This is a genomic window from Trinickia fusca (assembly GCF_003628145.1).
Taxonomy (GTDB): Bacteria; Pseudomonadota; Gammaproteobacteria; order Burkholderiales; family Burkholderiaceae; genus Trinickia; species Trinickia fusca.
Genome location: NZ_RBZV01000005.1, coordinates 146,111 through 169,832, shown reverse-complemented (window position 1 = coordinate 169,832; position 23,722 = coordinate 146,111). Strand labels below are relative to the sequence as shown.

The 23,722-nt window shown below is 58.0% G+C and carries 17 protein-coding genes and 1 pseudogene; 10 read left to right on the top strand and 8 right to left on the bottom strand.

Annotation, left to right across the window (positions count from 1 at the left end):
- Positions 1–73: 73 nt before the first annotated feature.
- Entirely contained in the window at positions 74–1,216 is a 1,143-nt protein-coding gene (locus D7S89_RS14810; RefSeq protein WP_121278454.1) for a hypothetical protein, read from the top strand.
- A gap of 217 nt (positions 1,217–1,433) precedes the next feature.
- Here D7S89_RS14810 and D7S89_RS14800 read toward each other — a convergent pair whose 3' ends face one another.
- Positions 1,434–1,634: a hypothetical protein gene (locus D7S89_RS14800; RefSeq protein WP_121278453.1), complete on the bottom strand. Its 201-nt coding sequence runs from the start codon at positions 1,632–1,634 to the stop codon at positions 1,434–1,436.
- 995 nt (positions 1,635–2,629) lie between these two features.
- On the opposite strand from D7S89_RS14800, the gene D7S89_RS14795 reads away from it, so the two are divergent.
- Together D7S89_RS14795 and D7S89_RS14790 are read left to right on the top strand one after the other, a co-directional pair.
- On the top strand, positions 2,630–8,560 hold the full coding sequence (locus D7S89_RS14795) for a DUF3320 domain-containing protein (RefSeq protein ID WP_121278452.1): 5,931 nt from the start codon (positions 2,630–2,632) through the stop codon (positions 8,558–8,560).
- Positions 8,561–8,701: 141 nt separating this feature from the next.
- Positions 8,702–10,414 carry a DUF4236 domain-containing protein gene (locus D7S89_RS14790; protein ID WP_121278451.1) on the top strand — a complete coding sequence of 571 codons (1,713 nt, stop codon included), beginning with the start codon at positions 8,702–8,704 and terminating at the stop codon, positions 10,412–10,414.
- A 645-nt stretch (positions 10,415–11,059) separates the two neighbouring features.
- Here the strand turns inward: D7S89_RS14790 and D7S89_RS28155 are convergent.
- Positions 11,060–11,569 (bottom strand): H-NS family nucleoid-associated regulatory protein, encoded by a 510-nt coding sequence (locus tag D7S89_RS28155; RefSeq protein ID WP_121278449.1) that lies wholly within the window; start codon positions 11,567–11,569, stop codon positions 11,060–11,062.
- A 272-nt stretch (positions 11,570–11,841) separates the two neighbouring features.
- On the opposite strand from D7S89_RS28155, the pseudogene D7S89_RS14775 reads away from it, so the two are divergent.
- Positions 11,842–12,272 (top strand): annotated as a pseudogene (locus tag D7S89_RS14775) (STM2901 family protein).
- Positions 12,272–12,628, top strand: coding sequence for a DUF1493 family protein (locus D7S89_RS14770; protein ID WP_121278448.1), 357 nt, complete (start codon positions 12,272–12,274; stop codon positions 12,626–12,628). The pseudogene D7S89_RS14775 and the gene D7S89_RS14770 overlap by 1 nt, the downstream one beginning before the upstream one ends.
- A 182-nt stretch (positions 12,629–12,810) precedes the next feature.
- Here D7S89_RS14770 and D7S89_RS14765 read toward each other — a convergent pair whose 3' ends face one another.
- The 6 genes from D7S89_RS14765 to D7S89_RS14740 all read right to left on the bottom strand — a co-directional run bounded on the left by D7S89_RS14765 (position 12,811) and on the right by D7S89_RS14740 (position 20,129).
- Entirely contained in the window at positions 12,811–14,382 is a 1,572-nt protein-coding gene (locus D7S89_RS14765; RefSeq protein ID WP_121278447.1) for an RNA-directed DNA polymerase, read from the bottom strand.
- A 24-nt stretch (positions 14,383–14,406) separates the two neighbouring features.
- On the bottom strand, positions 14,407–15,849 hold the full coding sequence (locus tag D7S89_RS14760; RefSeq protein WP_245982918.1) for a UvrD-helicase domain-containing protein: 1,443 nt from the start codon (positions 15,847–15,849) through the stop codon (positions 14,407–14,409).
- Positions 15,830–17,554 (bottom strand): ATP-dependent nuclease, encoded by a 1,725-nt coding sequence (locus D7S89_RS14755; protein ID WP_121278445.1) that lies wholly within the window; start codon positions 17,552–17,554, stop codon positions 15,830–15,832. Before D7S89_RS14755 ends, D7S89_RS14760 begins: the two co-directional genes overlap by 20 nt.
- A gap of 195 nt (positions 17,555–17,749) precedes the next feature.
- The gene (locus tag D7S89_RS14750; protein WP_220702154.1) at positions 17,750–18,763 is read right to left on the bottom strand and encodes a hypothetical protein; all 1,014 of its coding nucleotides are present in this window, start codon (positions 18,761–18,763) and stop codon (positions 17,750–17,752) included.
- Positions 18,764–18,954: 191 nt separating this feature from the next.
- Positions 18,955–19,254, bottom strand: a complete 300-nt coding sequence (locus D7S89_RS14745; RefSeq protein ID WP_121278444.1) for a DUF7660 family protein — start codon at positions 19,252–19,254, stop codon at positions 18,955–18,957.
- The gene (locus tag D7S89_RS14740) at positions 19,254–20,129 is read right to left on the bottom strand and encodes a hypothetical protein (protein ID WP_121278443.1); all 876 of its coding nucleotides are present in this window, start codon (positions 20,127–20,129) and stop codon (positions 19,254–19,256) included. Before D7S89_RS14740 ends, D7S89_RS14745 begins: the two co-directional genes overlap by 1 nt.
- A 174-nt stretch (positions 20,130–20,303) precedes the next feature.
- Here D7S89_RS14740 and D7S89_RS14735 point away from each other — a divergent pair, with 174 nt between their 5' ends.
- From D7S89_RS14735 to D7S89_RS14715, 5 genes are all read left to right on the top strand, one after another.
- Positions 20,304–20,720 (top strand): hypothetical protein, encoded by a 417-nt coding sequence (locus D7S89_RS14735; protein WP_121278442.1) that lies wholly within the window; start codon positions 20,304–20,306, stop codon positions 20,718–20,720.
- Between the two features lie 38 nt (positions 20,721–20,758).
- Entirely contained in the window at positions 20,759–21,586 is an 828-nt protein-coding gene (locus D7S89_RS14730) for a hypothetical protein (protein ID WP_121278441.1), read from the top strand.
- Positions 21,583–22,092: a hypothetical protein gene (locus D7S89_RS14725; RefSeq protein ID WP_121278440.1), complete on the top strand. Its 510-nt coding sequence runs from the start codon at positions 21,583–21,585 to the stop codon at positions 22,090–22,092. Before D7S89_RS14730 ends, D7S89_RS14725 begins: the two co-directional genes overlap by 4 nt.
- Positions 22,093–22,412: 320 nt before the next feature.
- Entirely contained in the window at positions 22,413–22,970 is a 558-nt protein-coding gene (locus D7S89_RS14720) for a DUF1444 family protein (protein ID WP_147426657.1), read from the top strand.
- Between the two features lie 74 nt (positions 22,971–23,044).
- Positions 23,045–23,461 carry a hypothetical protein gene (locus tag D7S89_RS14715; protein WP_121278438.1) on the top strand — a complete coding sequence of 139 codons (417 nt, stop codon included), beginning with the start codon at positions 23,045–23,047 and terminating at the stop codon, positions 23,459–23,461.
- Positions 23,462–23,722: the final 261 nt, after the last annotated feature.

The window sequence follows — 23,722 nt, the reverse complement described above, 5'->3', positions numbered from 1 at the left end:
ACCAGGGCGGGTTGCGTTCTTTCTCACGGGAGGAGCGCAATCTCTCATTCCAGGAAGACATCGAGTGAATGACATGCCATACGAATATCAAGATTTCGAGCGTGAGAGTCTGTACGAGGAAGTATGGTCAGAGGCCGTTAGCAAAGTGGCGAAGAAATACCGAATCTCTGACGTTGGCCTTCGAAAGATATGTATCAACCTCAACATACCCCTCCCGCCCGCGGGCCACTGGGCAAAAGTGTCGGCGGGCAAGGCTGTTAAAAGGCCCGCCTTGGCGCCGACCAAGGGGCCAACGAGCTATCGGCGCTCGGTGTACAAAGACCCGCAAGACGAAGAGCTTTCGATGCGCACTCAGGTCAGAATCGAAGAGGACGCCGTTCGCGCGCCAGAAGTGCCTGCAGTCGCGTTGCGCACCGCCATCGACGACTGCCTGCCGCTCGTAAAACGAATGGCGAAAAAGCTTGATGGCAAGCAGCGCGATTCGCGCGCTTGGCCGTATTGTGCCGGCGCCGGGGTGATGCGCATCTATGCATCGCCGCAGAACTCGTTGCGGGCCCTACTGGTATTGAATCAGCTGCTCGAGACGCTGGCGGCGACGGGCTACTCGATTTGCGCAAAAGATGACGGCGCCGCATACGTGTCCATACTCGAAGCCAAGCTGACGTTTCGCGTCAAGGAACGCAGCCGCCAAGAGAGTGTTCCGTTGACGCGGGAGCAACAGGCCGAAAACAAGCGAGCCGGATTCGACAAGCACCGTCCGGGGTCTGTTTTTCACCCGACGGGCGAACTCGAGATATCCGCGTTCAAGGTCGGGAGCAGTTACGCTACAGCGAACACTGCGGATACGCGGAGCTTTTCGGTCGAGAAAAAGATTCAGACATTCGTCAGCCGGCTCCGGAATCTGGTTATTCGCGATGCTGTGGGTGTCGAGATGGCGGCCGAACGTCGGGCCGTAATGGCGGCAGAGCAGGCTGAGCGCGAGAGGCTTCGCGAGATTCAACGAGTCGCGCTTGACCACTTGAAGCGAGTCGAGGAGTGGGCGTCGAAACTTGAGCGAGCGAACCGCCTGCGGGCACTGGCTACCGCGTTTGAATCGAAACAGCTCGCGGCGTCGGGCGGCGGCGTCGATGCTGCATGGATACGACGAGCCGCAGATTGGTTGGACCCCACCGTCGAGCGCCGCTGGGACGATGTGGACAATGGCCCTGCGCGATAGCCGCGTGGCGGACGAAGCGTCCGATATCGCAACAATGCTGTCAAAGCTCGACGGCCAGAATCGGGATTTCGTGCGCCGGTGGGTGGCGGAGATGTGCGAGAAGCTAGCGAAGTGGAAATGACCTCAACACGCCAGCCGAGCAGTTGAAATTGACGCTGGGCCGAAGGTGCCCAAGCATCTATCAGTCAGGCGTGATGCAGACCTTGCTAACTCGAAGTTAACTGTGATTGTCTACCCAGGCCCGACACCAATTGAGGCCGGCGAGCTGTGCCTCGTCCTCGCTCTCGAAGTTGCCCAGCACACCCGATGTTTCAACTAGCTTGTTATTTCGGGTAACAGTGCCGCTGGCGGCGTATTCGTCGCCTTGCCGGATAGCATGTCCCCAAAGCGAATAGCCTTTGTAGACTTCGGCGTCCATCAGCGAACTAACTCCGGCCTGGCACTTTTCGAGTCGACGCGCAGCACATTACCCTTGGGGGCCAGGAGCGGCGGTACGTCTTGCACGCGCGGGTCGGCGTTGATGCGTACAGTGCGGCCAGCATGCCCTCGCTTTCTCGGCGTCGTCACGCAGGTGGTCACGCGAGAGGGCTTCATCTTTGCCGACCGGTTTGCCGACAGTCGACGCGCCGCTGGCTTGTGATGAGCTATATGTCGCGCATGCACCGCGTGCCTAGCCTCGGGCGGATTCCACACCTCCCGGTAGTGTTCCGCAGCATGGGCGACGGAAGCTGCTGCCAGCAACGTCAAACACGTAAGACGCAACATCTCATCTCCTACATCTGGGGCGAACCCGGTCATTTCGCGGCAGAGGTTTTCCTAACCATCACAGACCGCGCTCTGGTTCTGCTCGCGCAAGGTCTGTCGACGCGCCAACGTTTGGCTCTATCGGGCTAACAAGCCGTTTCGTGTCGTGAAAAAATCTCGTCGATGGCCCTGCCGGCAAACGCGGAGCTCGGCTACGAGCTTGCGTCTTCGCCGGCATCCAGTGACCATCGTCTTCGTAAGCCCGGCCGCTCATGGCGCGCATAGGACAAATGATACTGTATATGCATACAGGTCACTACCCTTTGCTCGCGTTCCTGGTTTCTCCCGGTCCAAGGGTCTCAGTACCCCCGAGACGGCCCGCAGGCATAGCCGACAACTAGCGCCGCAGGTGTCGGGGAAGTCTCAATTCAGCTACGTGGTTGACCTTCGGCCGATTCCCTAAAATGGCCGAAAAAAGGCGTATATTCCAGGTGCACCGGGGACCCAAATAGCCCGATTTCATGCGATTTGCATTGGCAATTCGCCGCCGCACTCCCCGCAAGGAAGAGCAGGCAACAGAGCAATCGATATGACAGCTCGACTCGAACCACGTCTTCAACAACGACGGCGATTCGGCTGCGGGCGGTAAGAATAGTGGGGAACGGGGTAATGACACACGTGCAGGCAGAAGACGCTGAAGACTCGACGACCAATATAGACGTTAATCTACCGAGCGTTCAGGTTTTCGCGGACCTTACGATAGGATACGCGGCGATACAAAATAACGTTCCGGTCGTCCGTGAAATTCTGGTCATGAACGATGGGGACGCTGCACTTTTCAATGTCGAACTGGTCGTCAAATGTGTGCCGGCGTTCGCCGAGAGCGCACGTTTTCGTTTCGAAGCATTGGCGCCCGGTGAAAGCCGGCGCCTCGCCCCCGTCGACCTGCGTCCAGACCACCAGTATTTCAGTCGGCTCGATGAAAGTGAGCGAGCCGTCATTACCGCATCGTTGCGTGTTCAAGAAACGGAACTCGTAACCGCGACCCACGATATCGACGTACTTGCCTACGACCAATGGGCCGGCGTGCGGTCGTTGCCAGAACTGCTGGCGGCGTTTTGCATGCCCAACTCGCGGGTCGTAGACAAGCTTCTCGCGCGCGCATCCGGGCTTCTGCGCCAGACGTCGTCCGACCTGTCAATGGACGGGTACCAGTCCAAGAATCGCGAGAAAGTCTGGAAGCAGGTTTCGGCAATTTACAGCACCCTCGTTGCCGAGGGCATCCAGTACTCCAACCCGCCCGCATCGTTCGGAAACGACGGCCAGAAAATCCGGACGCCCGAACGCATTCTGGATGGCAAGCTCGCGACCTGTCTTGACCTTGCCATGCTGTTCGCGTCTTGCTTGGAACAAGCCGGACTGCATCCGGTAGTGCTGTTCAAAGAAGGGCACGCTTGGGTGGGGGTTTGGCTGATAGAGACCACCTTCCCGACGGCACTGGTGGACGATGTTCAGGCGATTCGTAAGCGCGTGAAATCTGGCGAATTCATGGTCTTCGAGACGACGGGCGTCGCGAGTGGGCAGAGGCCGTCTCTCCGCTGGGCCTGCACTCGCGGCGACGAACACCTAAACGACGAAGACCAGTTTGCCTATGCGGTAGATATTCGGCGCGCGCGGGAAGTCCAGGTTCGTCCCCTGCCATCCCGTTCATCGCAGGCCGACGAAGCAACTGTGCCTATTGCCAAGGCCGAAACACCCGTCATCGAAGACGTCCCGCAACTGCCACCGCTGGACCCGGTTGTCATTCCGCTGCGCGACGACTCGACACCCGAAACACCCGAGGGTCGCCTGGCGAAATGGAAGAGCAAGTTACTCGACCTGACGCTGCGAAACAAACTCCTTAATTTCAAGCCGACCAAGTCCACGCTGCGGGTCATTTGTCCCGAACCAGGCGCGCTGGAGGACCGACTGGCAGAGGGCAACGAATTCCGCGTTCGTGCTAAGCCGAAGTTGATGTCCGGTTCTGATAGCCGCGATGCAGACGTGTACGCTGGCCGCAATGGCACGGTGGCAATGGATGACCTGGCGACTGACGCTCTCGGTCGAAACGAAATCGTCACCGACATCGACGAGGAAGCGCTGGAAGGCCGGCTTCTTGAGATATTTCGTGCGGCCACCACGGGAATGGAGGAAGGCGGGGCGAATACCCTATTTCTAGCTTTCGGAATGCTGGAGTGGCAGGAAAGCAAGGACGCCGAATCCAGTCACCTTGCTCCAATCTTGCTCATCCCGGTCACACTGTCACGCCAGTCCGTGCGCAGTGGCTTCCGACTGGCCCGTCACGATGACGACGCGCTCGTAAATCCGACCATGCTGCAGAAGTTGCAACAGGATTTCAGCCTAAAGCTGCCTTCATTCGAAGTCTTGCCGACCGATGACCGTGGCATCGACGTCGACCGAATTTTGCAAACCTTCCGGCTGCAGGTAGGTGAACTGAAGGGCTGGGAGGTCAAGGAGCAGGTCCATCTGGGTATCTTCTCGTTCACGAAGTACCTTATGTGGAAGGACCTGCAAGACCGGCAAAAGCAGCTTCAAGAGAACAGCGTTGTCGCTCACCTGATAAACAATCCGGGGAAGGCATTCGCCGACAGCGCGACAGGCTTTGAGCCCAGTACCCTGGACGAAAAGTTTCGGCCCCAAGACCTGTTTACGCCGTTGCTGTCGGACTCTTCACAATTGCGTGCTGTCTGCGTCGCTGCCGAAGGCAAGAATCTTGTCGTTGAAGGGCCGCCCGGTACAGGTAAGAGCCAGACCATCTCGAACCTAATTGCCCATCTGTTGGCCACGGGAAAGACGGTGCTGTTCGTCTCGGAGAAGATGGCTGCACTGGAGGTCGTACATCGTCGACTTAGCAGCCTTGGCCTTGGGCCATTTTGCCTGGAGTTGCATTCGTCCAAGGCAAAGAAAGCGGACGTCCTGAAACAGCTAGGCATTGCGCTGGATTCCGCTGGTGCGCGAACTGTAAAGGACTGGGAGCGAGAGTCCGAAAGACTTCTGACGCTCCGGACGGACCTCAATGGGGTCGCGCGTGCGCTCCATCGTATTCATCCCAACGACCTGACCATTTACGATGCCATTGGAATCAGCCTGCAATACGCGGAGATGCGGCCTGCTGCGATGCCGTGGGCCGATGCGGATGTGCATGACCGAGCCCAGCTAGAAGCGCTGCGTGAGACGTGTCGCCAGATGGGCGCTCTGGCCGGCCAGTTGACTGGTTTGCAAAACCATCCCCTTGCAGTCGTTAACAAAACCGAATGGATGCCGTCTTGGCAGCAAGAGTTTCTCGATGCGGCTTCGGTGCTTGAGTCCCACATCAAGAATCTCGATGACGCCGCTTCGAACTTGCTGAGTCAATTGGGCATTCTGAAGATTGCTTTCTCTCTGGACGGGCTGGGCAAATTCGATATGTTGGCCGACGTGCTCTCCGCGGCACCCACGGTTCCCGTCGGGGTGGCCCGCGTGGCACATGACGAGTCTGCCCGCAACCGGCTCGCCGCCCTTCGTCAGCATGGTCTTGCGCGCAACCAAGCATGGGAGCCGCTGAGCAAACACTACGTAGACGACGTCGCCACCCTGAATGCGACCGAACTCAAGCTGCAGTGGGCTGCAGCAACGAGTACTTGGTGGCCGAAGAGTCTCTTTGCGCAGCGCGCGGTCACCGGTCGACTGCGCTTGTATCGGCAAGACCATCGTCGTCCGCAAAACGGGGATGTTCCTGGTGTCGTCGCCGCATTGACAGCCATCAATACGGAGGACAAGGTCATCGAGTCCATGTCTCATGATGCGGCGCAACTGCTGCATGAAGCGTTCGTTGCGTCGAAGACGGACTGGAGCGCCGTCGAGTCGGCCGAACGATGGGCGTCGTCATTTGCGGATGCAGTAACGGCAATCGCGGGAAACGACATCGAATTGGCCCAGACGCTCCGTTCAAAGCTCCAGTCATTTGTATCCGACAACCGGAGCATGCTGAAAGCAGGCATGCCTCTCGGCTCCAGTTTGATGTCGTACCGCGATTGCTATCGAGACGTCGTGGCTCAGCTCCGCAAGGTCATCGAACTTGGCCATTGTCAGGCTGACCTCGGGCTTGACCCGACCGCGGCGGGCGCGGTCCCCCGGCTGCTGAGCTTGCTTCAAGGCTGGCAATCAGCTTCCCGACAACTGCAGCCGTGGTGCCTGTGGCGCAAATCGCGTGCGCACGCAATCAGCAACGGGCTGCAGGGTATTGTGGATGCATTGGAGGCCGGCCAGGCACCGTTGTCCGGTGTGGCGACATTTTTTGAATACAGTTACCAGAGTTGGTGGCTGCGGAAAGCGATTGACCGCGAGGCGGTGCTCTGCAACTTCTCGAGTGCGGAGCATGACCGCAAGATTGCCGAATTCAAAGCGGCCGACGAGCGCTTCCAGAAGCTGACCCAGCAATACATTGCAGCCAAACTCGCGGGCCAGATTCCTGCGAGCGTCGAGCTCGTGCCGGGTGCCGATTCCGAACTAGGGAAGCTGAGGCGCGAATTGCAAAAACAGCGCAAGCACATGCCGATTCGGCAACTGGTGCAAAGCCTCCCGAGCCTGATGACTCGCCTGAAGCCGTGCCTGCTGATGTCACCTTTATCGGTTGCCCAGTATCTGGACGCGTCGCATGCGCAATTCGACGTCGTCATATTCGATGAGGCTTCGCAGATTCCCGTGTGGGACGCCGTCGGCGCTATTGCTCGCGGCAAACAGCTCGTCTGCGTCGGCGACCCGAAGCAGCTACCTCCGACCAGCTTCTTCTCTCGGTCCGATGACTCGGATGATGTGGCGGATAGCGATGATGTACAAGACCTGGAAAGCATCTTGGACGAGTGCCTCAGTATCGGCCTGCCCGAGTTACGGCTGAACTGGCACTACCGGAGCAAGCATGAAGGGCTGATTACCTTCAGCAATGTCACGTACTACGACAACGAACTGGTGACGTTCCCGTCGCCGGTGACCGATGACCAAAGTGTGCGCTTTGAGCGCGTACAGGGTGTGTACGACCGCGGCGGCTCGCGAACCAATCGGGCGGAAGCTGATGCCATCGTCAAGGCGATTGAGTGGCACTATCTGGATTCGGCGAAGCGACACCTGACGCTCGGCGTAGTGACCTTCAACCAAGCGCAGCAAAGTCTAATTGAGCGCATGCTGGACGAGCGCCGCAGGGCATCCCAGCAACTCGACCAGGCTATTGCGCAGGCTGCACAGGAGCCGCTGTTCATCAAGAACCTCGAGAACGTTCAGGGCGACGAGCGCGACATCATATTCTTCTCCGTCACCTATGGCCCCGACGCATCGGGCAAGGTCAGCCTCAACTTTGGGCCGCTGAACTTGGAAGGGGGGCATCGTCGCCTGAACGTCGCTGTATCGCGCGCCCAGGTCGGCGTCGTGATTTTTAGTACGCTGCTTCCGGAGCAGATTGACCTGTCGCGTGTTCGGGCCGCCGGCGTACGAGACCTGAAGAACTACATGGAATTCGCCATTCGCGGTCCACGTGCCTTGGTTGAGCAAAGCATGCCGACTGGGCGAGAGCCCGATAGCCCGTTCGAGCGGCAGGTGATTTCCGCCCTTCGTGAGAAAGGTTGGACGGTCCACCCGCAGGTCGGCGTGTCCGGATACCGGATTGATATTGGCGTGGTCGACCCGCGTGCGCCAGGCCGCTATCTGCTGGGCGTTGAGTGCGACGGCGCCATGTATCACTCCGGCGCGACGGCGCGCGACCGTGACCGGCTCCGCCAGCATGTCCTTGAAGGGTTGGGCTGGGAGCTGTACCGCATCTGGTCGACCGACTGGTGGCTGAATCCGGAAGGGCCGATGAGAAAACTCGTGGCCCGCCTGGAGGAGCTGGTTGCGTCGGTTCCGACCGAGGACGAACCGGTTGTTGAACTGTCGGAAGAGACGGCGCATGAGGCAGAGCCGCATACTTTGTATGCTCGAGCCGAATCGGTCGCCGAGGCGATTGCACCTATCACTCAGTTGCCCGAATACGAACTGACGAGCTTGGACAAAGGCAATCCGGACCTCTTCTATGAGCGCGGCTCGATGTCGACTTTGGCGAGCCAGCTACTCCAGGTCGTCGAAACAGAAGGTCCGGTCTCGCAGGCGGTGGCATTCAAGCGCGTTACGCGAGCATGGGGGCTGTCCCGCGTTGGAAACCGCATTGAGGCTCACCTAAGCGCATTGGTACCCAGGCAGGTAACTCGAACAACGGACAACGGTGTCGCCTTCTACTGGCCAGAGCACGCCAATCCGAGCACTTGGGATGGTGTTCGAGTGCCAGGCAGCGACGCGGAAACCCGTCGCGGTATAGACGAGATTAGCCTCGAAGAATTGGGCAATGCGGCCGTGTACATCCTATCGCAGCAAGGAACCACATCGCAAGATGGACTTGCTAAGGCGGTCTGCCGGCTGCTGGGTGTCGCCCGGACGACTGCCGAGGCTGGGGCGCGGATTTCGCGGGCGTTGACGCACGGACGAGTTCAGACGGCTGTGGTTATCGAGGACGGCTCAGTCCGTTTGAGGAACTGAATTACGAAGGAACAATGCGAGCGGTCGGGGCTGGTATTTGAGTCCAGCGACCTGAACAGATGCTTGAACGGCATAGCACGGGGTTCGTCCGACTGCGCGCTACGACGAAAATGACGAGTCAAATGAGAGCGGGGGTGGCAAATGGGGTGGGGGTTTAGGAAGAGGATAAAGATAGCACCGGGCATTCACCTCAACATCAGCAAGAGCGGCATCAGCACGTCAATTGGCGGAAAAGGGTTCACATACAACACGCGCGGCCATGTCACTGCAAGCATTCCGGGAACCGGAATGCGGTTCACCCATAACATACGGCGCGCAGCGAATCCGGTTCGGTCCATTGTCGCAGGTAGCAGCCAAATCGATTCCGCGAGCACTGAGCGGCTCTCGAAAAGAGAGCAGGCTGCGCGCGACTTCGTTGCCCAGGTGCAGGCACGTACCACCGATGCACTTTTGCGATACTTCCTTTCGCACGGGGTGTACGTCCGGCGCGACGAGTTGTCTGAGGCGGTAACGTTCGACGAGCATCAGGAATTCCTCGAAACCCTGGGCCGAGAGTTCGAAGCGACCACGAGGGCCATTAAGCTTGCAGTCGACATCGGTTCGATATCGCTAGCAGAGAAAGAGAAGGCAATGCTGGCCGTCTACGAAATCGAACGCAAGTGTTCAGCCAACCTCGGGGAGCGCGGCCAACTTGCCAACGAAGCGGTCTCCCTTGGAAGTACCATTGCTTCGTGGCCCAAGGCGCCGAATTTTGTTGCGCCGTTCCTCGCCAGCCTGCTGGGCTCGTTCTTCATATTCCTGAACAACGTTCCAATTGGCCTGGTCTTCTTCGTTACGGCATTCACTTACGGCTTCTTCCGTCTTACGTCATTCAACAAGAAAAAAGCGGCCGCAGTGGAAGCGCTCGGCGCAGCCAACGCACGCTTCGATTCGTTGCTGGAGGCGGAGATTTCGCCGCGTCCAACTCCCAATGAATCCGACAGCCTCGTACGAGAGAAAGCTGCCCTCTTCGCAGTTCTGACCATCGTCGTCGCACTGTTCGCCGGCTACCATCGGACACAAGACGACAATCGGCAGGCTGCGGTGTCGTCGGGCACCGATATCCCCGTCGCCTCAGCGGCCGGCGCAGCTCCCGATGACCAACTCGGCTCACGACACTCCGACTTCCGCTGGCTCGTTGGAAGGCATCCCGTTGACGTGGTTACAGACAAGCGCTTTCGTACCGCATTCAATCATATGTCGCGTGCGGACTGGAACAAGTTCGTGGACCGCCTCACGGTTAGCAATTCCGCTGGAATTTACGTTAAAGACGGTTACATCGTCGGCGAAGGCTGCAAGGCGCATGCGTGTGCGTCGGATAACGCCGCATTCGCAATCAGCGAGGCTACGGGAAAAGGCGACATTGTGTTCAGGGAGACGGTTGATGCCGCCGCCGGAAAATCCCGCGCTAAGTACGTTACGTCGAAGGACCTTCCGTTTAACGCGACACCGCTCGCAGATTGGTTGAAGGCAAATGAAGCACAGACTGCTCCAGTTGTTGCTGCGACCGCAGAGCCGGCGTCCGCTGCAACTCTGCACACCAGCTTTGATTGCAGTAAGGCGCGGTCCGACGCTGAGCACCTCATCTGCAGCGACCATGAACTTGCGGCGAATGATGTCGAACTGGCCTCACTCTACGCCAAGGCGAAAGCGGCCGCTCACGACGAGGTTGCCTTTCGGGAGCGCACCCGTGCGGAGTGGAACTACCGTGAGCAAACCTGCCACGACCGCGAGTGTCTCGTAAGATGGTACGCTGACCAGAAGACGGCGCTGCTGCAGATTGCGGAGACCGGCACCGTTGCGGATAACAAATAGAGAAATATGTCTCTTCGTGATTGTTCTGTCCGACAAGAATCTCAAAGTTCCATTGACCCAAATACGCACGGTGATTTCTAGAGACCCTTCGTCGTGTTGTACCACACCCGTGCGGCCGTTGAGCACTCTGTCGCCTCTAATGGAACCGAGTAGAGGCCTCCCTGCGGGCGATGTCATCCGAACCGTACACCCCGCCCAGAACGCAGTCCGTCGCAACGCATTCGAACGTGCTGTCCTGAAGGGTAATAACGAAATGTCGCCGCGCATGATGCGGTGACACCACCTTCCACTGGAAGGCGACGAACGACGAATTCACTATCTCGTGTACCGAGTACCACTTCAGACCCGCGGCCGCCAGTGGATGAGCACCTAAGCCCTCGTCGTTGGGTGGTCCCAGCCGATGGAAAGCCGCCCAAGGGAACAGCAGCAAGCAGAACGGTTCGTCGTCGTCTCCGAAGGGTCCGAATCGCTCGAAGTCGATTGGAGCGATTCGATATGCCAATGCAACCTGGCGTTCGTTGGCGACGATGAATGGGTCCGTTGCACCGGAGGCCGGCCTCGGATACGAGTCCAATAGGACGACCATGTCCGTCTGTGGTGTCTTGCGGAGTAGCATATCTGACGAGAAATTTCTGCTCGAGATTCTCACGCCCCAGCTTCGATTAGGAACTTCGTGCGGTCCTTTGCATTCGCCATCCAGGCGGGCGCCGGTCCGCGCCCCGACCAAGTTGCGCCACTCTCGGGGTCTCGATACTTCGCCGGCTGCGGGCCACGCCGATAGTTGCCGGGGCGTTTCGCCTTGCTCCCAGTCGCCACCGACGCCATCGCTGCATTGCCGTCAACAAGAAATCGGTCTCGATTCTTAGCGCTCGCAATCCACGACGGCGCACGACCGCGTCCCGACCACGTAGCGCCAGTTTTTGGGTCCATGTATTTCGCCGCAACTGTGGCTTTACCTGAAGCCGCCTTCTTACTACGTCTCGCGCCGCGCTTCTTGCCACCAAGGTACGCCTCGATGTCGGCAACCGAAATTCCGCTCTGCTTCATGAGCGCGACGATGCGGTCGAGCGTAGCCGAGGCCTTCTTCGCTCTCATCGCTTCAGCTTGTTCTTGCAGGCGGCGAATCTTTGTCTCGATTGCTTCCAGGGTGGGCATGGGTTCCTCTCAAGAAAACGATTTCGACGCACTATGCCACGGAGGCTCAGAGTCTGCCACATCACCCTGGCGCCAAACCGAAATTTTCTGGAGGACTATGCGACGGCGATGGCCATGCGAGAACGCATTGAGAACGAAGCTTGAAAACGCGCGTCTTTGTGCTCTTTGCTGCGAGCCCAAGCCGCTGCGACCAAGCCGGCAAGCAAGGCCGCTGTGATAGCATAGCCGGCGCTCCATGCAGTGAAAACGAACGACCAAAAGAGAGGGCCGAAATGAGCAACGTATATCAATACAATGGGCACAACGACCTGACACCCCCGAGCTTTTCTTGTTTATTGCAATGCAGGAAACGAGCGAGCAACTCGGGATTGACGACGTAGAATACCTAATCCTCATTTTTTGTGGATTCAATTTTCTGCCGACGCGTGGGAAGCCGGCGGGCGCGACGCCGGGTACGTCAGTCGCATCCGTGATGGCTCGCTCGCTGTTCAAGTACAAATTCAGAAAGCGAGTGTTGCCGACCTTCACCATCGAAAGCATGAAGGCATTCAGATGGGTCCTAACACATAAGCTGAGTGTATTCATTGGCAGAACATTGCCGGGTGTCGGCTGGGTTTTGATGGCGAGGGACGTTGCGACGATTGGGTACCAGACGGTGCTGAAGTACAACCGGATTGCTCGACCAGAAGACCGGGTGTTCTGATGCAATACACTCGCGACGACCTGGTGGCGTTTATCCGTGAAGAAGCTTGCATGTCTTCCAAGAAGTCCATCACCGACGACATGGATGTGGTGTATTCCCCGGGGCAACACGGAGATGACGCCGATGAATTCATGGAGAAGTACTTCGACACTTTCAAAGTGGACCGGGGCGACTATGACTTTCGTCGGTACTTCTTCATGGAGGGTGAAGGTTTCATCTCGCACTTCTTTCAAAAATTCATCCTTCGAAGGCCCCATTCTCTAAAGAGAGAAATGATGACGGTCGGAATGCTCTATCAAGCAGTCCTCCGCCGCAAATGGGATTGCGAAGCTCTGTCGGAGCAGAAGTACTACTAGCGATGGCCTCTCGTGGAAGGGGCACGACCGCTTTTGGCCAGGTTGTACTTGAGGCTACGACTGGGGCCGAAAAACGCGCTCGTATGGAAACCGCTCAGCGAATGTCGTTCGCCTGGCGACAGTGGCTCGTATGGCATTCCTCGAATGCCATACGGATTACTTCTTAGTTTCGCGTTGTCGGCTCAAAACGGGATGGTGGGCGGGACCTCCGAAGGGCACCCCGCCTTAACCCATTTCGCCACCCACCTGTCGGTTGGCGTGAGCGCCGAATTCTGAAGCAGTTGATTCAGAAAATGTTCCTTCTCGTCGTCCGCCAGTATCGAAAGCGCGTAGATGTATGCACGCCGGTCCCAAGACGCGCTGGATAACACTTTTGCCTTGCCGGCCTTCGCCCACGCGACGTTGCGCATGGTGACCGTGCCAAGCGCCTGAGAAGCAACTTGTCCACGATATACAAAGTCCCGCAGCACCTTGTCCTCCAAGAACACGGCTCGCTGGCTAAACAGCCATTCCATCCAGACCCGGACGCATTGCTTATCAAACATGCCCGATACACAGGTGTTCCGCAGTACGTCCACCAGGTCTCGGTCGTCCCATGGAGGCAACGCCGCCAAGTACAGTACGACGTCGTTTGCAGCCGGAGCAAAAAAGTCGATGTTCGACAACAAGAAGAGTGCAACGTCGGAGATGCGTCCAGCCTTGGCCCGGCGAATAATTGCCCGGATGACGGCTAAATCGACCGTGCCCGAGGCGTGCGCACGTGTCAACGCATCAAGCAGCCGCTCTCCTAGGCTGCGTTCGTCTTCATCATCGTCATCGTTCCCATACTGGTCGTGGTCTTCATCATCGTCGTCGGGATGGGCTTGTGCCGCATATTGATTTCCGACCTCGATGCTGCGGAGGAAGTCGAGTTTTTCAAGCTGATATTGGTTCTGAAGTTCCTCATGCATGAAATCGGCGGTGGTCTTTACGGCGGTCTTCTCTGCCACCACGTTCAGTCTATGGGCGTCGTGCAGATAAATAACGAGGCTCTCGATACATCGCTCCAGGGCTTCTTTCGAATCGGAAAATATGCGGATATCGTCCACATAGCGTACGTGTTCGAAGCGCTCGTTGGCGATATGCTGGTCGACGTCCATCATCACCGCTTCGGCGAGAACGACCGACGGCGAGGGGCCAACGGGGATGCCCTGCGATGCCTTATTGTTGAGCTTGGTGATGAATCTCTCGATTTCCGAGCCGACGCCCTTGTTGGCGGCTACGAGGTCAAGCGCGTTGCAGACGCGATGTAGATAAATCTGGTTGTAAAAGTCGCTGATATCCGTGGTGAGCACATACTTGTATTTCTGCGACAATCTTTCGCATTGATTCCGGTATCGTGCAAACCCTGAGCCTCCGGCAAAAAAGCTGGAACGGTCGACAAGAATTCTGTACGAGCACGCCACCTCCGGTCCCATCCGAGATTTCCCAATCTGCGCTGCGACCGAATGCACCAACGCGACATAAACGATTGCGTCCAATGGCTCGAGTTGATGAACAACCCGGAATCCCCCGCGTGCTTTGGGCCACGCCACAGCACGTGGTTGCCCAACAAAGCTCTGAGCAAGTGGCGTAGCCAATAGGTACTTCTTCACATCGTCCCACTGGTACCAAAGAGCCCTGTATTCAAGCGGCTTCGGATAGAAATCGGTGTCGTAGAACGACGTGATATGTCTTCGAGCGAAGTCAAGGGAAGCTTCGGTCAGGATTTTCATGGCGTTGGATGGAAAGCCATCTTCTCAATCGACGCGAGGTGGGTTTAGCGACGAGGTAGGGCTGCAGACAACTAGTAATTGTGAGCCCCGCGTCATCGCCACATAGAGATTTCTGGCATCCAGTTCGTGGGCGTCCATCACGACGGCAACTTCCGCCTCAAGACCTTTGAATAGCAGGGTGCTCCCAACCGACCGCTTTGGGAGCGTGCGTCCCGTGAAGCGACTTTCCTCACGAACGCGTACGAACGCATCGACCAGCGGAGTATTTGCTCCTTCGGCGGCACGAAATGCGGCAAGCGCGGCCCGGAGGATGGTTGGTCGATAGACCCGGACGGCATCTCCCTCGCGCATCGAGTGTAGGAGGTCAATGGCCGACGAGTAGGTCGCGTTGCCGAGGAAGGCCAAGGCTGCCTCCTCGATGACATTGGGCGGCTTCTTCGCTGTCTGACGTCTGAGCGTGTCGAGTCGGCGATTCAACTCGGCGATGCCACAGTTCGTCATGACCGATTGTGCTAGTCCGAACAGCTGCTGCAAAGCCGTTGACGGTGAGGTCAGGGAAAATACTCGCATGAAGTTCAGCAGGTCCGTCATGTCCACGGCCTCAGCCGTCACCGCTCCTGGTGTCTGGCTCGCGAGGTCCTGCTGCCCGGTCTTGTTCATGCTGTTGCACATGATGAGGACGCGCCCACTACCGCCTGGAGTATTCACCTGAGCGGCTGCTAGCTTCCCTGGGTGGGGATTGCCTGCATCGATGCGATGCCACCGCACGTTCGAAGGTAAGCTCGTGAGGTCAACCGGAACCCCGGTGCGAAGAGCCTCGCGCATGGCCAATAGCCACTGACCGAACGGCGCTGTGCCGGCATTGCGCCAGCGCCATGGAACGTCCAAACTACCGGCATCAGCAAAATGCTCCTGGACAGTCTTCCAGCCGATGAGCGGATTCCCTCCGAAGCCAAATATTGCTTGCATTGGGTCTCCGAGAACGCACGTCGGCAGGATAAGGGACGTCTGCCAAATCAGCGAATGTTGGGGCACCAAGCAATCCTGGTATTCGTCGACAATCAAATGCGCGTAGCTCGCCTTCAATGCCGCGTCCAAACCGCCTGACGTCAAAAGTCGGATGGCGGCAAGGCGGAGGGCTGGATAGTCTTGATTAGGGTTCTGAAGCTTCAGTACGTCAGGGGCCAGCTCGCTCGTTGCCGGAAACATTGCCACTAGTCTCATGGACCAGCCATCGATTGTTGCCAGGCGATACGCCTTTGCCGGCACGCGCAGCGCCGTAAATCGTGCTCGAAGCGCCGCGACCCCAGCGTTCGTATGGGTCAGCACTAGGACTGGTTTGTTGCCCGCGTGTGCTGCCAGGGTGTCTGCGATAAGCTGCGTTTTCCCGCAACCTGCCGGAGCGGTGACGCTTCCCCTCACAACGCTCAGGAGGTTGATTGCTGGGTTAACCATTTGCCCAGCCATGAAGGTCCTCGAATTTTTTCTGAAACGCGGGGTGTAGCGAGTACCAATCGGGGAATAGCATGTTCCTCGCCACGGTTTCCATCCACGATATAGACTTGAACCAGCCGGCTTTCCGAATACGGGAAGCTCTTCCCAGCAACGTGCGCGATTCGTGACTCAAGGAGTTCGTTGCGACCTCGAGCGAGACTTTGGCATATGCCGTCGAGTCGCCCGAAATGTTCGCGAGATGGCCTTCAATTCGCTGCTGTCCGTGCAATTCTATGGCGTAGGCGAGCATCTTCTGGGCACAAGTTGACGGCACACTTGCGAAAAGTTCATCTTCGAGGGCCAGTCCGTCGCTCCAAGTCATGAACTTGCCGCCTCGCTCCACAAACATTTTCTCTACTTCCGGAGTCGGCTTCTCGTCGTCATCCCGGAGAACGAGGACTTTGTATCCGAGATTCTGAAAGACTGTCGCGCGCGCATAAGCCTTGTCCGGTGTCCCGCCGCCGCTGTCCACGAATGCGACACCCTTGGACGCGAGGGTAGCCCAACCTTTTATGACGCAGTACTGGTCGAGACCGCGGAGCAAGCCAACCTCGCTGCCTCCTTCGCAAACGACGATGCGTGGAGCGAGAAAGGCTTCTGGGAAGCTGCGCAGCGTGCTCTGAACGTCGTCATCCGTTCCGGCTGCCTGGATGTTATGCTCGGTGGAGCCTCTCCTCATCACGAATAGCTGTGCGCCGCTCAGTTCTCGAAGCACAACCGGAGAGTGGCTCGTCATAAAAGTTTGAAGCGGCGGACTGGCTTCTTTGCAGCCGAGCGAAACAAGAAAGTGCCCGATTCGATGGGGCTCCAGACCATACTCGACTTCATCCGCAAGAACTGCTGTGGTGGTAGCCGCTGCTTTGCGCTGGAGCCCGGCAACGAGAAGGCGTGTGGACCCGACTCCGAGCGCTCGCAACGGAACGCCGCCGTGGTCGTGCAGAGCAATTGTGCCGCCATTGAACGAGACCGAATGGGCGTCGAGCATCGCATGGGGATTCTCGCCGACTGGAACACCTAGCTCGTTCGCGGTAGCGCGGACCGTCTCGAGCGCGGTACCTAGCAATTTGTCGGCTTCTACGCCGAACGTTTGCCGCGCATCCCGCCCCGCCTTCACCAGAGCGCTGGATGCGTCTGCGCGTTCATCGGAAATACGATGAAGTACGCTGCCGCGCTGCCAAGCGAGATTTTGTTCGGCGAGAGCGCCGATGCGTGTAGGCGAAAGTTTTTGGCGGTCCTTCCACGAAAGATTGCGCTCTATACCTTGCGCTTGCGCTCGGTCCGACTGCAGCGTCCAGACCGGTTCCAGGTCGCTTAGTACAGTAAGATTTAGAGATAGCACTGTCTCCAATCCGCGACGAGGCTCGTCTTCGATTGCGGTCGTGTTTGGGGCCATGCCGCGGTGGAAGAGTCCATACGCATCGAGGCTCAGCAACTCCTCATCGAGTGCGCCTAGCGTCAGCGTGATGCTGATAGGCTGCTCCACGTCCAGCTTGTGGAAGTCGGAGTCGGCAATCACGATGTTCCGCCGGGCGCCGAGGCAAAGGTCGATGGCGTCCAGCACTGTCGATTTCCCGGTATCGCCGGAGCCAATCAGGCAATTGATGCCGGGCGACGGTATCCAGTCGAGCGTCCGAATACCTCGGAAGTTCCGGATTTGTATTTTTCGGATTCTCGCCATGACTACCTGCAATAAGGTTATCGTTTTCCGAATTTCTCAGCGATTGGCCGAGCGTGAGAAAGCACGGCCGACTGCATTTGCATCAACGCCTCGGCAACCACGTGCGCGACAGCGGAACTCTCGCCGACTCCTATCGCGACCGTTCGCGGATTCGTGACTGAGCAGGAACCCCGCACCCATGAGTCATCGGCCTAGTCAATTCTTGATGCCGCGTCCCAGTTGCCAGCCGTTCATATCGGTGTGGTTATTCCAGTTCTTGCCAACGACCTTGAGCACTTCATCCAGAACGTCCGGGTGGTTATCGTTCATGTCCTCAAAGTCTCGGAACAGTGCCCACACACGGGGGCGCTCGCGCATGGGATGCACGACGAAGAGGATGCCTTTAACGTACTTGTACTCATCGTCGGACAGAATGCCGCACTTCACGAGTTCGCCTTCGATGCAGCCCTTGCCAGCGAACTCCGGTTCGCGCTGAATAAGCATCCCGGGTTTGCCGAATGCCATCATCCACAGAGCACCAGTGACGCAGGTCGGGAACTCCCGATTGTCGGGATAGCTCGGTCGCAGCAAACCCGTATCGCCGTCTGGCAACGGAAGCATACTGAGGTTCAGGACGAGAAACGTGCTTTCCGTCGCGAATTGACCAGGTTTGATGTTCTGCCGAGCTTTCTCGATGAGAACGTTTGTCACGTCCAGAATCGGCGTTTCGAAGCCGACTTTCCGGCCATAGGGGGTAATCTCGCCCTCGGCCATCGCTACGCGCTCACCGGCGCGGACTATTTGTTCCAGTTTAAGATTGACATCCATCGTATCTCGAACGTGCTCGTCAATGTTGTCCTCGCCTCCTGCAACCGATAGCGTCTTTACTTCGAAGAAGAGTTTGCCCCGCGCTGCAGCCGATTCGAAGTCCGGCGTCTTCACGCCGTTGACTTCGGGAATACGATTCAGGCTGACACCAGCCTCGTGACACAACACCGCGAAGTGCGCTTCGCCCAAGGCTTGCGCAAACTTGTTGGTGAGATGCCCGTCCACTTCCATGTGCTTCACAGACAGAAGGTCATCGAGCTGCGAAATATACTGTTCCAACATCGACTGGCCGACTGCTGCCTGCTCGACCTCGGACAACGCGGACCGCATCATGGTCAAGTAATAGTTCCCTGCCGTTGCCTGTGCACTAGCGAGCGCGGTATTCAGTTTGTCAGTAAGCATATTTTTGAAGTGTTAAGGGGTAGCTCTGCGTCCGTTTCCCTGATGCCGCGAAGTCGCCATCGCCCATTGCCTTCCGGAGATGGCTCCGTTCATGGAAGGCGTTTGGTCTTGAGGATTAGACAGGGTCATCGCGGTAGTTCAACTTTCGGGCGCCAATTTTTCGTCGGCGATACATCCGGTTTTGGTGGGCGTCATTCGTACCACTTTCCGGCGTAGAGAATCATGGCACACCGCTTCCAAGGGTTTGGTTCGCCTGTCGCTCCGCCACGCAGCGAACTGGAGTGCCCCCAAGCTGCGGCGGCGCCCAATACGCTATCAACGGTGCCGTTCTCCCAACCCAGAGCGCCCGGGCCATACGGACTCGACGGATTCCGTTTCTCAAGCTCCTGCTCCATTGCGAAATCGGAAGCGAGCGCATCAACGAACGCGATGAAAGACGCTTCGTCGTTGACTCTATCGAGCAGGGCATCCAAATCCGAGGTCGGTGTCATCAGCGGCTCTTGTCAAGCAGTTCACGGCTAAGCACTCGGTCCATCGTCACTCTCTCGAGCGGGCCCGTGTATTTCGGCAGTTTGCGAACAAACTTGCTTACGACAGCTGGCGCTTCCACATATGTCGGCGTTCGCACTGGCAGCGGATAGCCCTTTTCTGAGAGCGGCTCCAAGACGTCATCAAGCTCGCTCTGCGTGACGAGGCAATGGTCCTTCGTCCTCTGACCAAACAACGGCTTCGGAGCGAGTTCGTCGCGATAGACGAATACGATGTCGACCTCTGGAAGCAAGGTCGGTATGCCGTCGCCCCACACCACGGATGACTTTGCGTGTCCGCCAACGTTCAGCATCATGATTTTGGGCACAAAGAGCGACTCCCCATGCGCCGCCTGCATTTTGGGGACTGCGCGGTTCCATTGCCATGCCCCTTCGATAGCCGCTGCTGGCAGCGAAAGGAAGGTGTTGGACTTACCGTGCGACTCGATAATGCTTCGGTACGCGACTTCGTTTCCGCAGTTCCAGCCGCGAAGAAACGCTTCCGTCGAGTAAGGGCCGTTCGCCATTCCTTGGACCTGCGGGTCTTCAATCACCGGATTGAAGCGCTCGACAAACGCCGACACTTCCGGCTCGGCTTCTAGACCGAAGATGTGCGGGCGAAAATAGTTGAGGTTGAACGCGATACGCCGCTGTGGGCCTGTACACTGCTCAACTGATGCCTCGCCTTGGTCGACTGCGAAAGAGAAGTAGACGCCCGTGTCCGGATTTTCGTATGTGGCCCCGCCGTCGACCCTGTAGTGCCTACGCTGCCGAAAGTGAGCTTCGATGTCATCCTGCGCAATGTCGGCAGGCAAGGTAAAGAAGAGGTCGTAGCTCATCGAGATTTTGTCCTTGGTTGTTGGATTATGGCTGATGACTCGGCTGCCGCGTAGCCGCAGTGCTACGCTCGTCGCTCGCCCGATAGTCTAAAGCTTTGGCCTCAGCTGCCGTTAATCCGTAAAGCCCGTTCTAGCCGCCGACGGGCGCAATGAAAACAAGGGGCCGAGGGCACGATGGCAGCAATCAACGCATATATTCCGACCGTTACGCCGCTACTGTTTGAGACCGAAGAGGGAAAGCGCACCGCGAGCGCGTGCCTGGAATTCGGCGACTGGAATCACACAGAGAAAGCGCTGACGCCGATTCGAGTCGCGGACTTGCTGGCAATGCCTCACAATCCCGCGCTCGTGTGGGTGATGGACAGCCTAGCGGCCGCCGCGGAAGCCGAACGATTGGATGCGGACCGATACGTGGACCAGCTGTTCGCAAGCCGCAGCGATGCGCGAGCGTTTCGCCTCATCCTGCGTGACGCGGGCGCCGACTGTTGGGTAAGCGACCGACACCATCACGCGCTGCGCAAGCTCGGCTGCGCGACCATGGACGCGAACGCCTATCCAGCGATTGCGTCATTCTTTGACCCGGCGGTGTAACGACCCTAGGTCCATCAAACCCTGTCTGCCATATTCCCATGGAGTTCGTCGCATTCCTGCTGATAGTCGTTGCTATCAACTGGGTTGGGCTCGAGGTTAGAAAGCGCCGGAGAGCGAAACTCGAGGCGACACGAAGCATCTGGGCATCAGAGAAGCCAGTTCGCGAGCTCTATGCGAAAAAGGCGGCACTCGCTCTTCTCGCATTCTTTGCGGCTACGCTCTTCGTCGCTGCCGCGGCCCTGGTCTATATGCTTGTGGTCCACTGGACCGTACGTCCTGTTCTTGCAACGGCGGCAATTGCCCCGTTCGCTTCCGGTGCTGCGTTGGGCGCCGTGGTGGCGGGACGCAATCTGCATCGCATCGTGCAATTCGGCAGTGGCCTTCCATGGGGTCGGCCTGCACTGCATCTGGGCGACGATTGCCTGGCGTACTTCGACCTCGTTAGCGTGCGATGGGAGGACGTCGTTGACACCAGGGACCTCGAGGTCTCCATGGGCAGAGGCGGGCATCGTAATTTTGTCCTGCTTTTCGTGCGAGGGTCGACGGCCGACTATGCGAAGGGCAGCGCGTTGAACCGGTGTGAGGTCAAATCGGCTGCGAGCATGCTTAGGTTTGCCGTTCAAAACCAATGGCCGCCATTCCCGAGGGGTGACTTCATTGTTCTCGATGTCGATTACTTAAGCGGCGTATATGCGCCGCGTCTGAAGGTCTGGATAGACCGAATTCGACGGTCTACGACAACTGTGGGGTCTGGAAACTGCGACGGAGAGCGGCAGCAGACCGTCGAGCGCCATTCACCTGGCGGACTGTCTGTGACCCACTGGGCCGGTGGCAATGCGCCCCACAGCGGAAGGTATGTTGAATGAACGGCTTGATGGCTTCCATCGCTGCAATCGGGCTCGCGCTCTCGCTCGTCGTCCATGGCGCCTCGCTGTTCGGCGTCGACGTCATGAGTCTTGTCCCGTACGTGTGGGCCTTGCATGTCGGCGTGTTCATCGTGTTCGCCCCTGCCGTCATATTCGCGCGCAAGCGATTCGGAGCTAGGCCAGCGCTGGCCGACCTGCGCCAGGCGTTTCCCGGCTGGGTCCAGGTTCTTGCAGCTGTGTTTTTCGCATATGCGCTCATCAATTTCTATGCATCTTTCGTAAGCATGGACGGGGCGCCGGCCATCAAAGCTGGGCAGTACGTACTTGAGAACCACGGAAGAATCGTTCGAGCTTTGAGTTCCGCCGAGTACACTTCACTTCGGGCTCAGGTGATTCGTGGATTTTCTGGGCATTGGATGTTTTTCTACTTCGTTGGCTTCGCCTATTTCGCCTTCTGCGGGAATGGAGAGCCGCTCAATGGGAGTGTGCGTAACAAAGCGATGTGAACGAGTTCACGCGCAACCGTTGGCCGGATACTATGTATGCCAACGACCATCACGACGCCGTCCAAAGTCCGCCATGAGGTCACGTGTTAGCGCCGATGTAAAAATGACCCAATCGGCTAGCCAATATCGAATCGGAGTTGGCCCGCGTGCTTCCAACATACGACAGCATGGTGGAGACGGCCAGGGTTGTCGGTGTAATTGAGGGCATCGAACACCTTCTCGTGGCTCTTGCTCGCACGGGGCTCGACCTTGGGCAGCCTCAGTACGCCAATGCCATCCGCGACTGCATCGCGAGCCTTCAAGAATGAGCGGAGAATGACTTGGGTTCGACATCATCATTTTGCCGCCAAGCCATTGCCTACCTGAAGCCGACGATGCGGGACGAGGAACCGGCACTGGCACTTGCCAAGGCCGATTCCCCCGTTTTGCGAAGCATCAATGAAGACTTGCTGGTGACCTACGTCGTCGACGCTGGCGACCAATTCCGGTTTGTACAGCACAGGCATCTTGAGCAGGAAGGCGTGTCGACCGACGAACTGCATGGTATCGCGGTCTCAAACCTCGAGCGCCTCGCCGAAGAAAAGCTAACTGTGCGTGAGTACGGCCCTATCTACGTCGCACTGATAGGCGGAAATTTCGAAGCCAGCCTTCTGATGATTCATGCGATGTGGACCCATTGGTATGCTCACTTGGTGCATGATACTTTCATGGTGGCCGCGCCGGCGCGGGATGTTCTCGCGTTCTGTGACGCATCATCGGCGGACGGTGTCGCGGAGCTTCGCGAGGTCATCCGAAGAGTCGAAGGTGGCGACCATCGCTTGCCGCCGGACTTATATCGGCGGGTTGGACTTGAGTGGCAAGCAATCGCGTACCCGTGACCGCCAGGGCGACCTGAGAACGAGAGTAGACCGTGTGGAGTGAACGACCAGATTCGATGATTGCGCGTTGCTTCATGGCCGCCGTCACATGCATCATCGCGGCGGGCTGGACCTATGGAGCGGTGAACTCATATCTGACATCAAAAGCGTTCAAAAATGACTCGACCGTGGTCGAGGGGCATGTCCTGCGGCTGGAGCCAGGTTCGAACGGAAATCTAAGCCCTCTCGTCGGATACTCGTATGGCGGGCGCCAGTACGAGCGACTTATTCGAGACAAGGACGGCCGCTACAATCGGGGCGCATTGTTGAAGCTCGAACTGCAAGTCCGCTTGGTGAAATCATCGCCGGCAATCGCAATCGTCACGCGTTGGGAACAACCTCCGATGGTCTGGCCGGTGGCTCTGGGAGCCTTCATTCTATTGAATGTGGCTTTAGGTCTGACCGTGAGCATCTGGCGGCCGGGACCGTTTGCTTCGACGACCGTCAAGTGACGCTCACCGGCGCGACTATGCCCATAGAACTGCTGACACCTTACGGCCTTGTGCGAGTCTTCGACGAACCGACGTACAGCGTTGGGCCCCAAGACAACGTGCGCGAGTATCCGCGGTACGTATCCTTCGCCGAGAATCTGCCGACATCGGTTCATGGCGTCGAGCTAAATGGAAGCTACATCTTCGCGATTGGCGCCGCAGCGGCTGCTCGGCCGTGCATCAGCGTTCTGTTGCCGTTGCGTCGGACCGCATCTTCGTAGC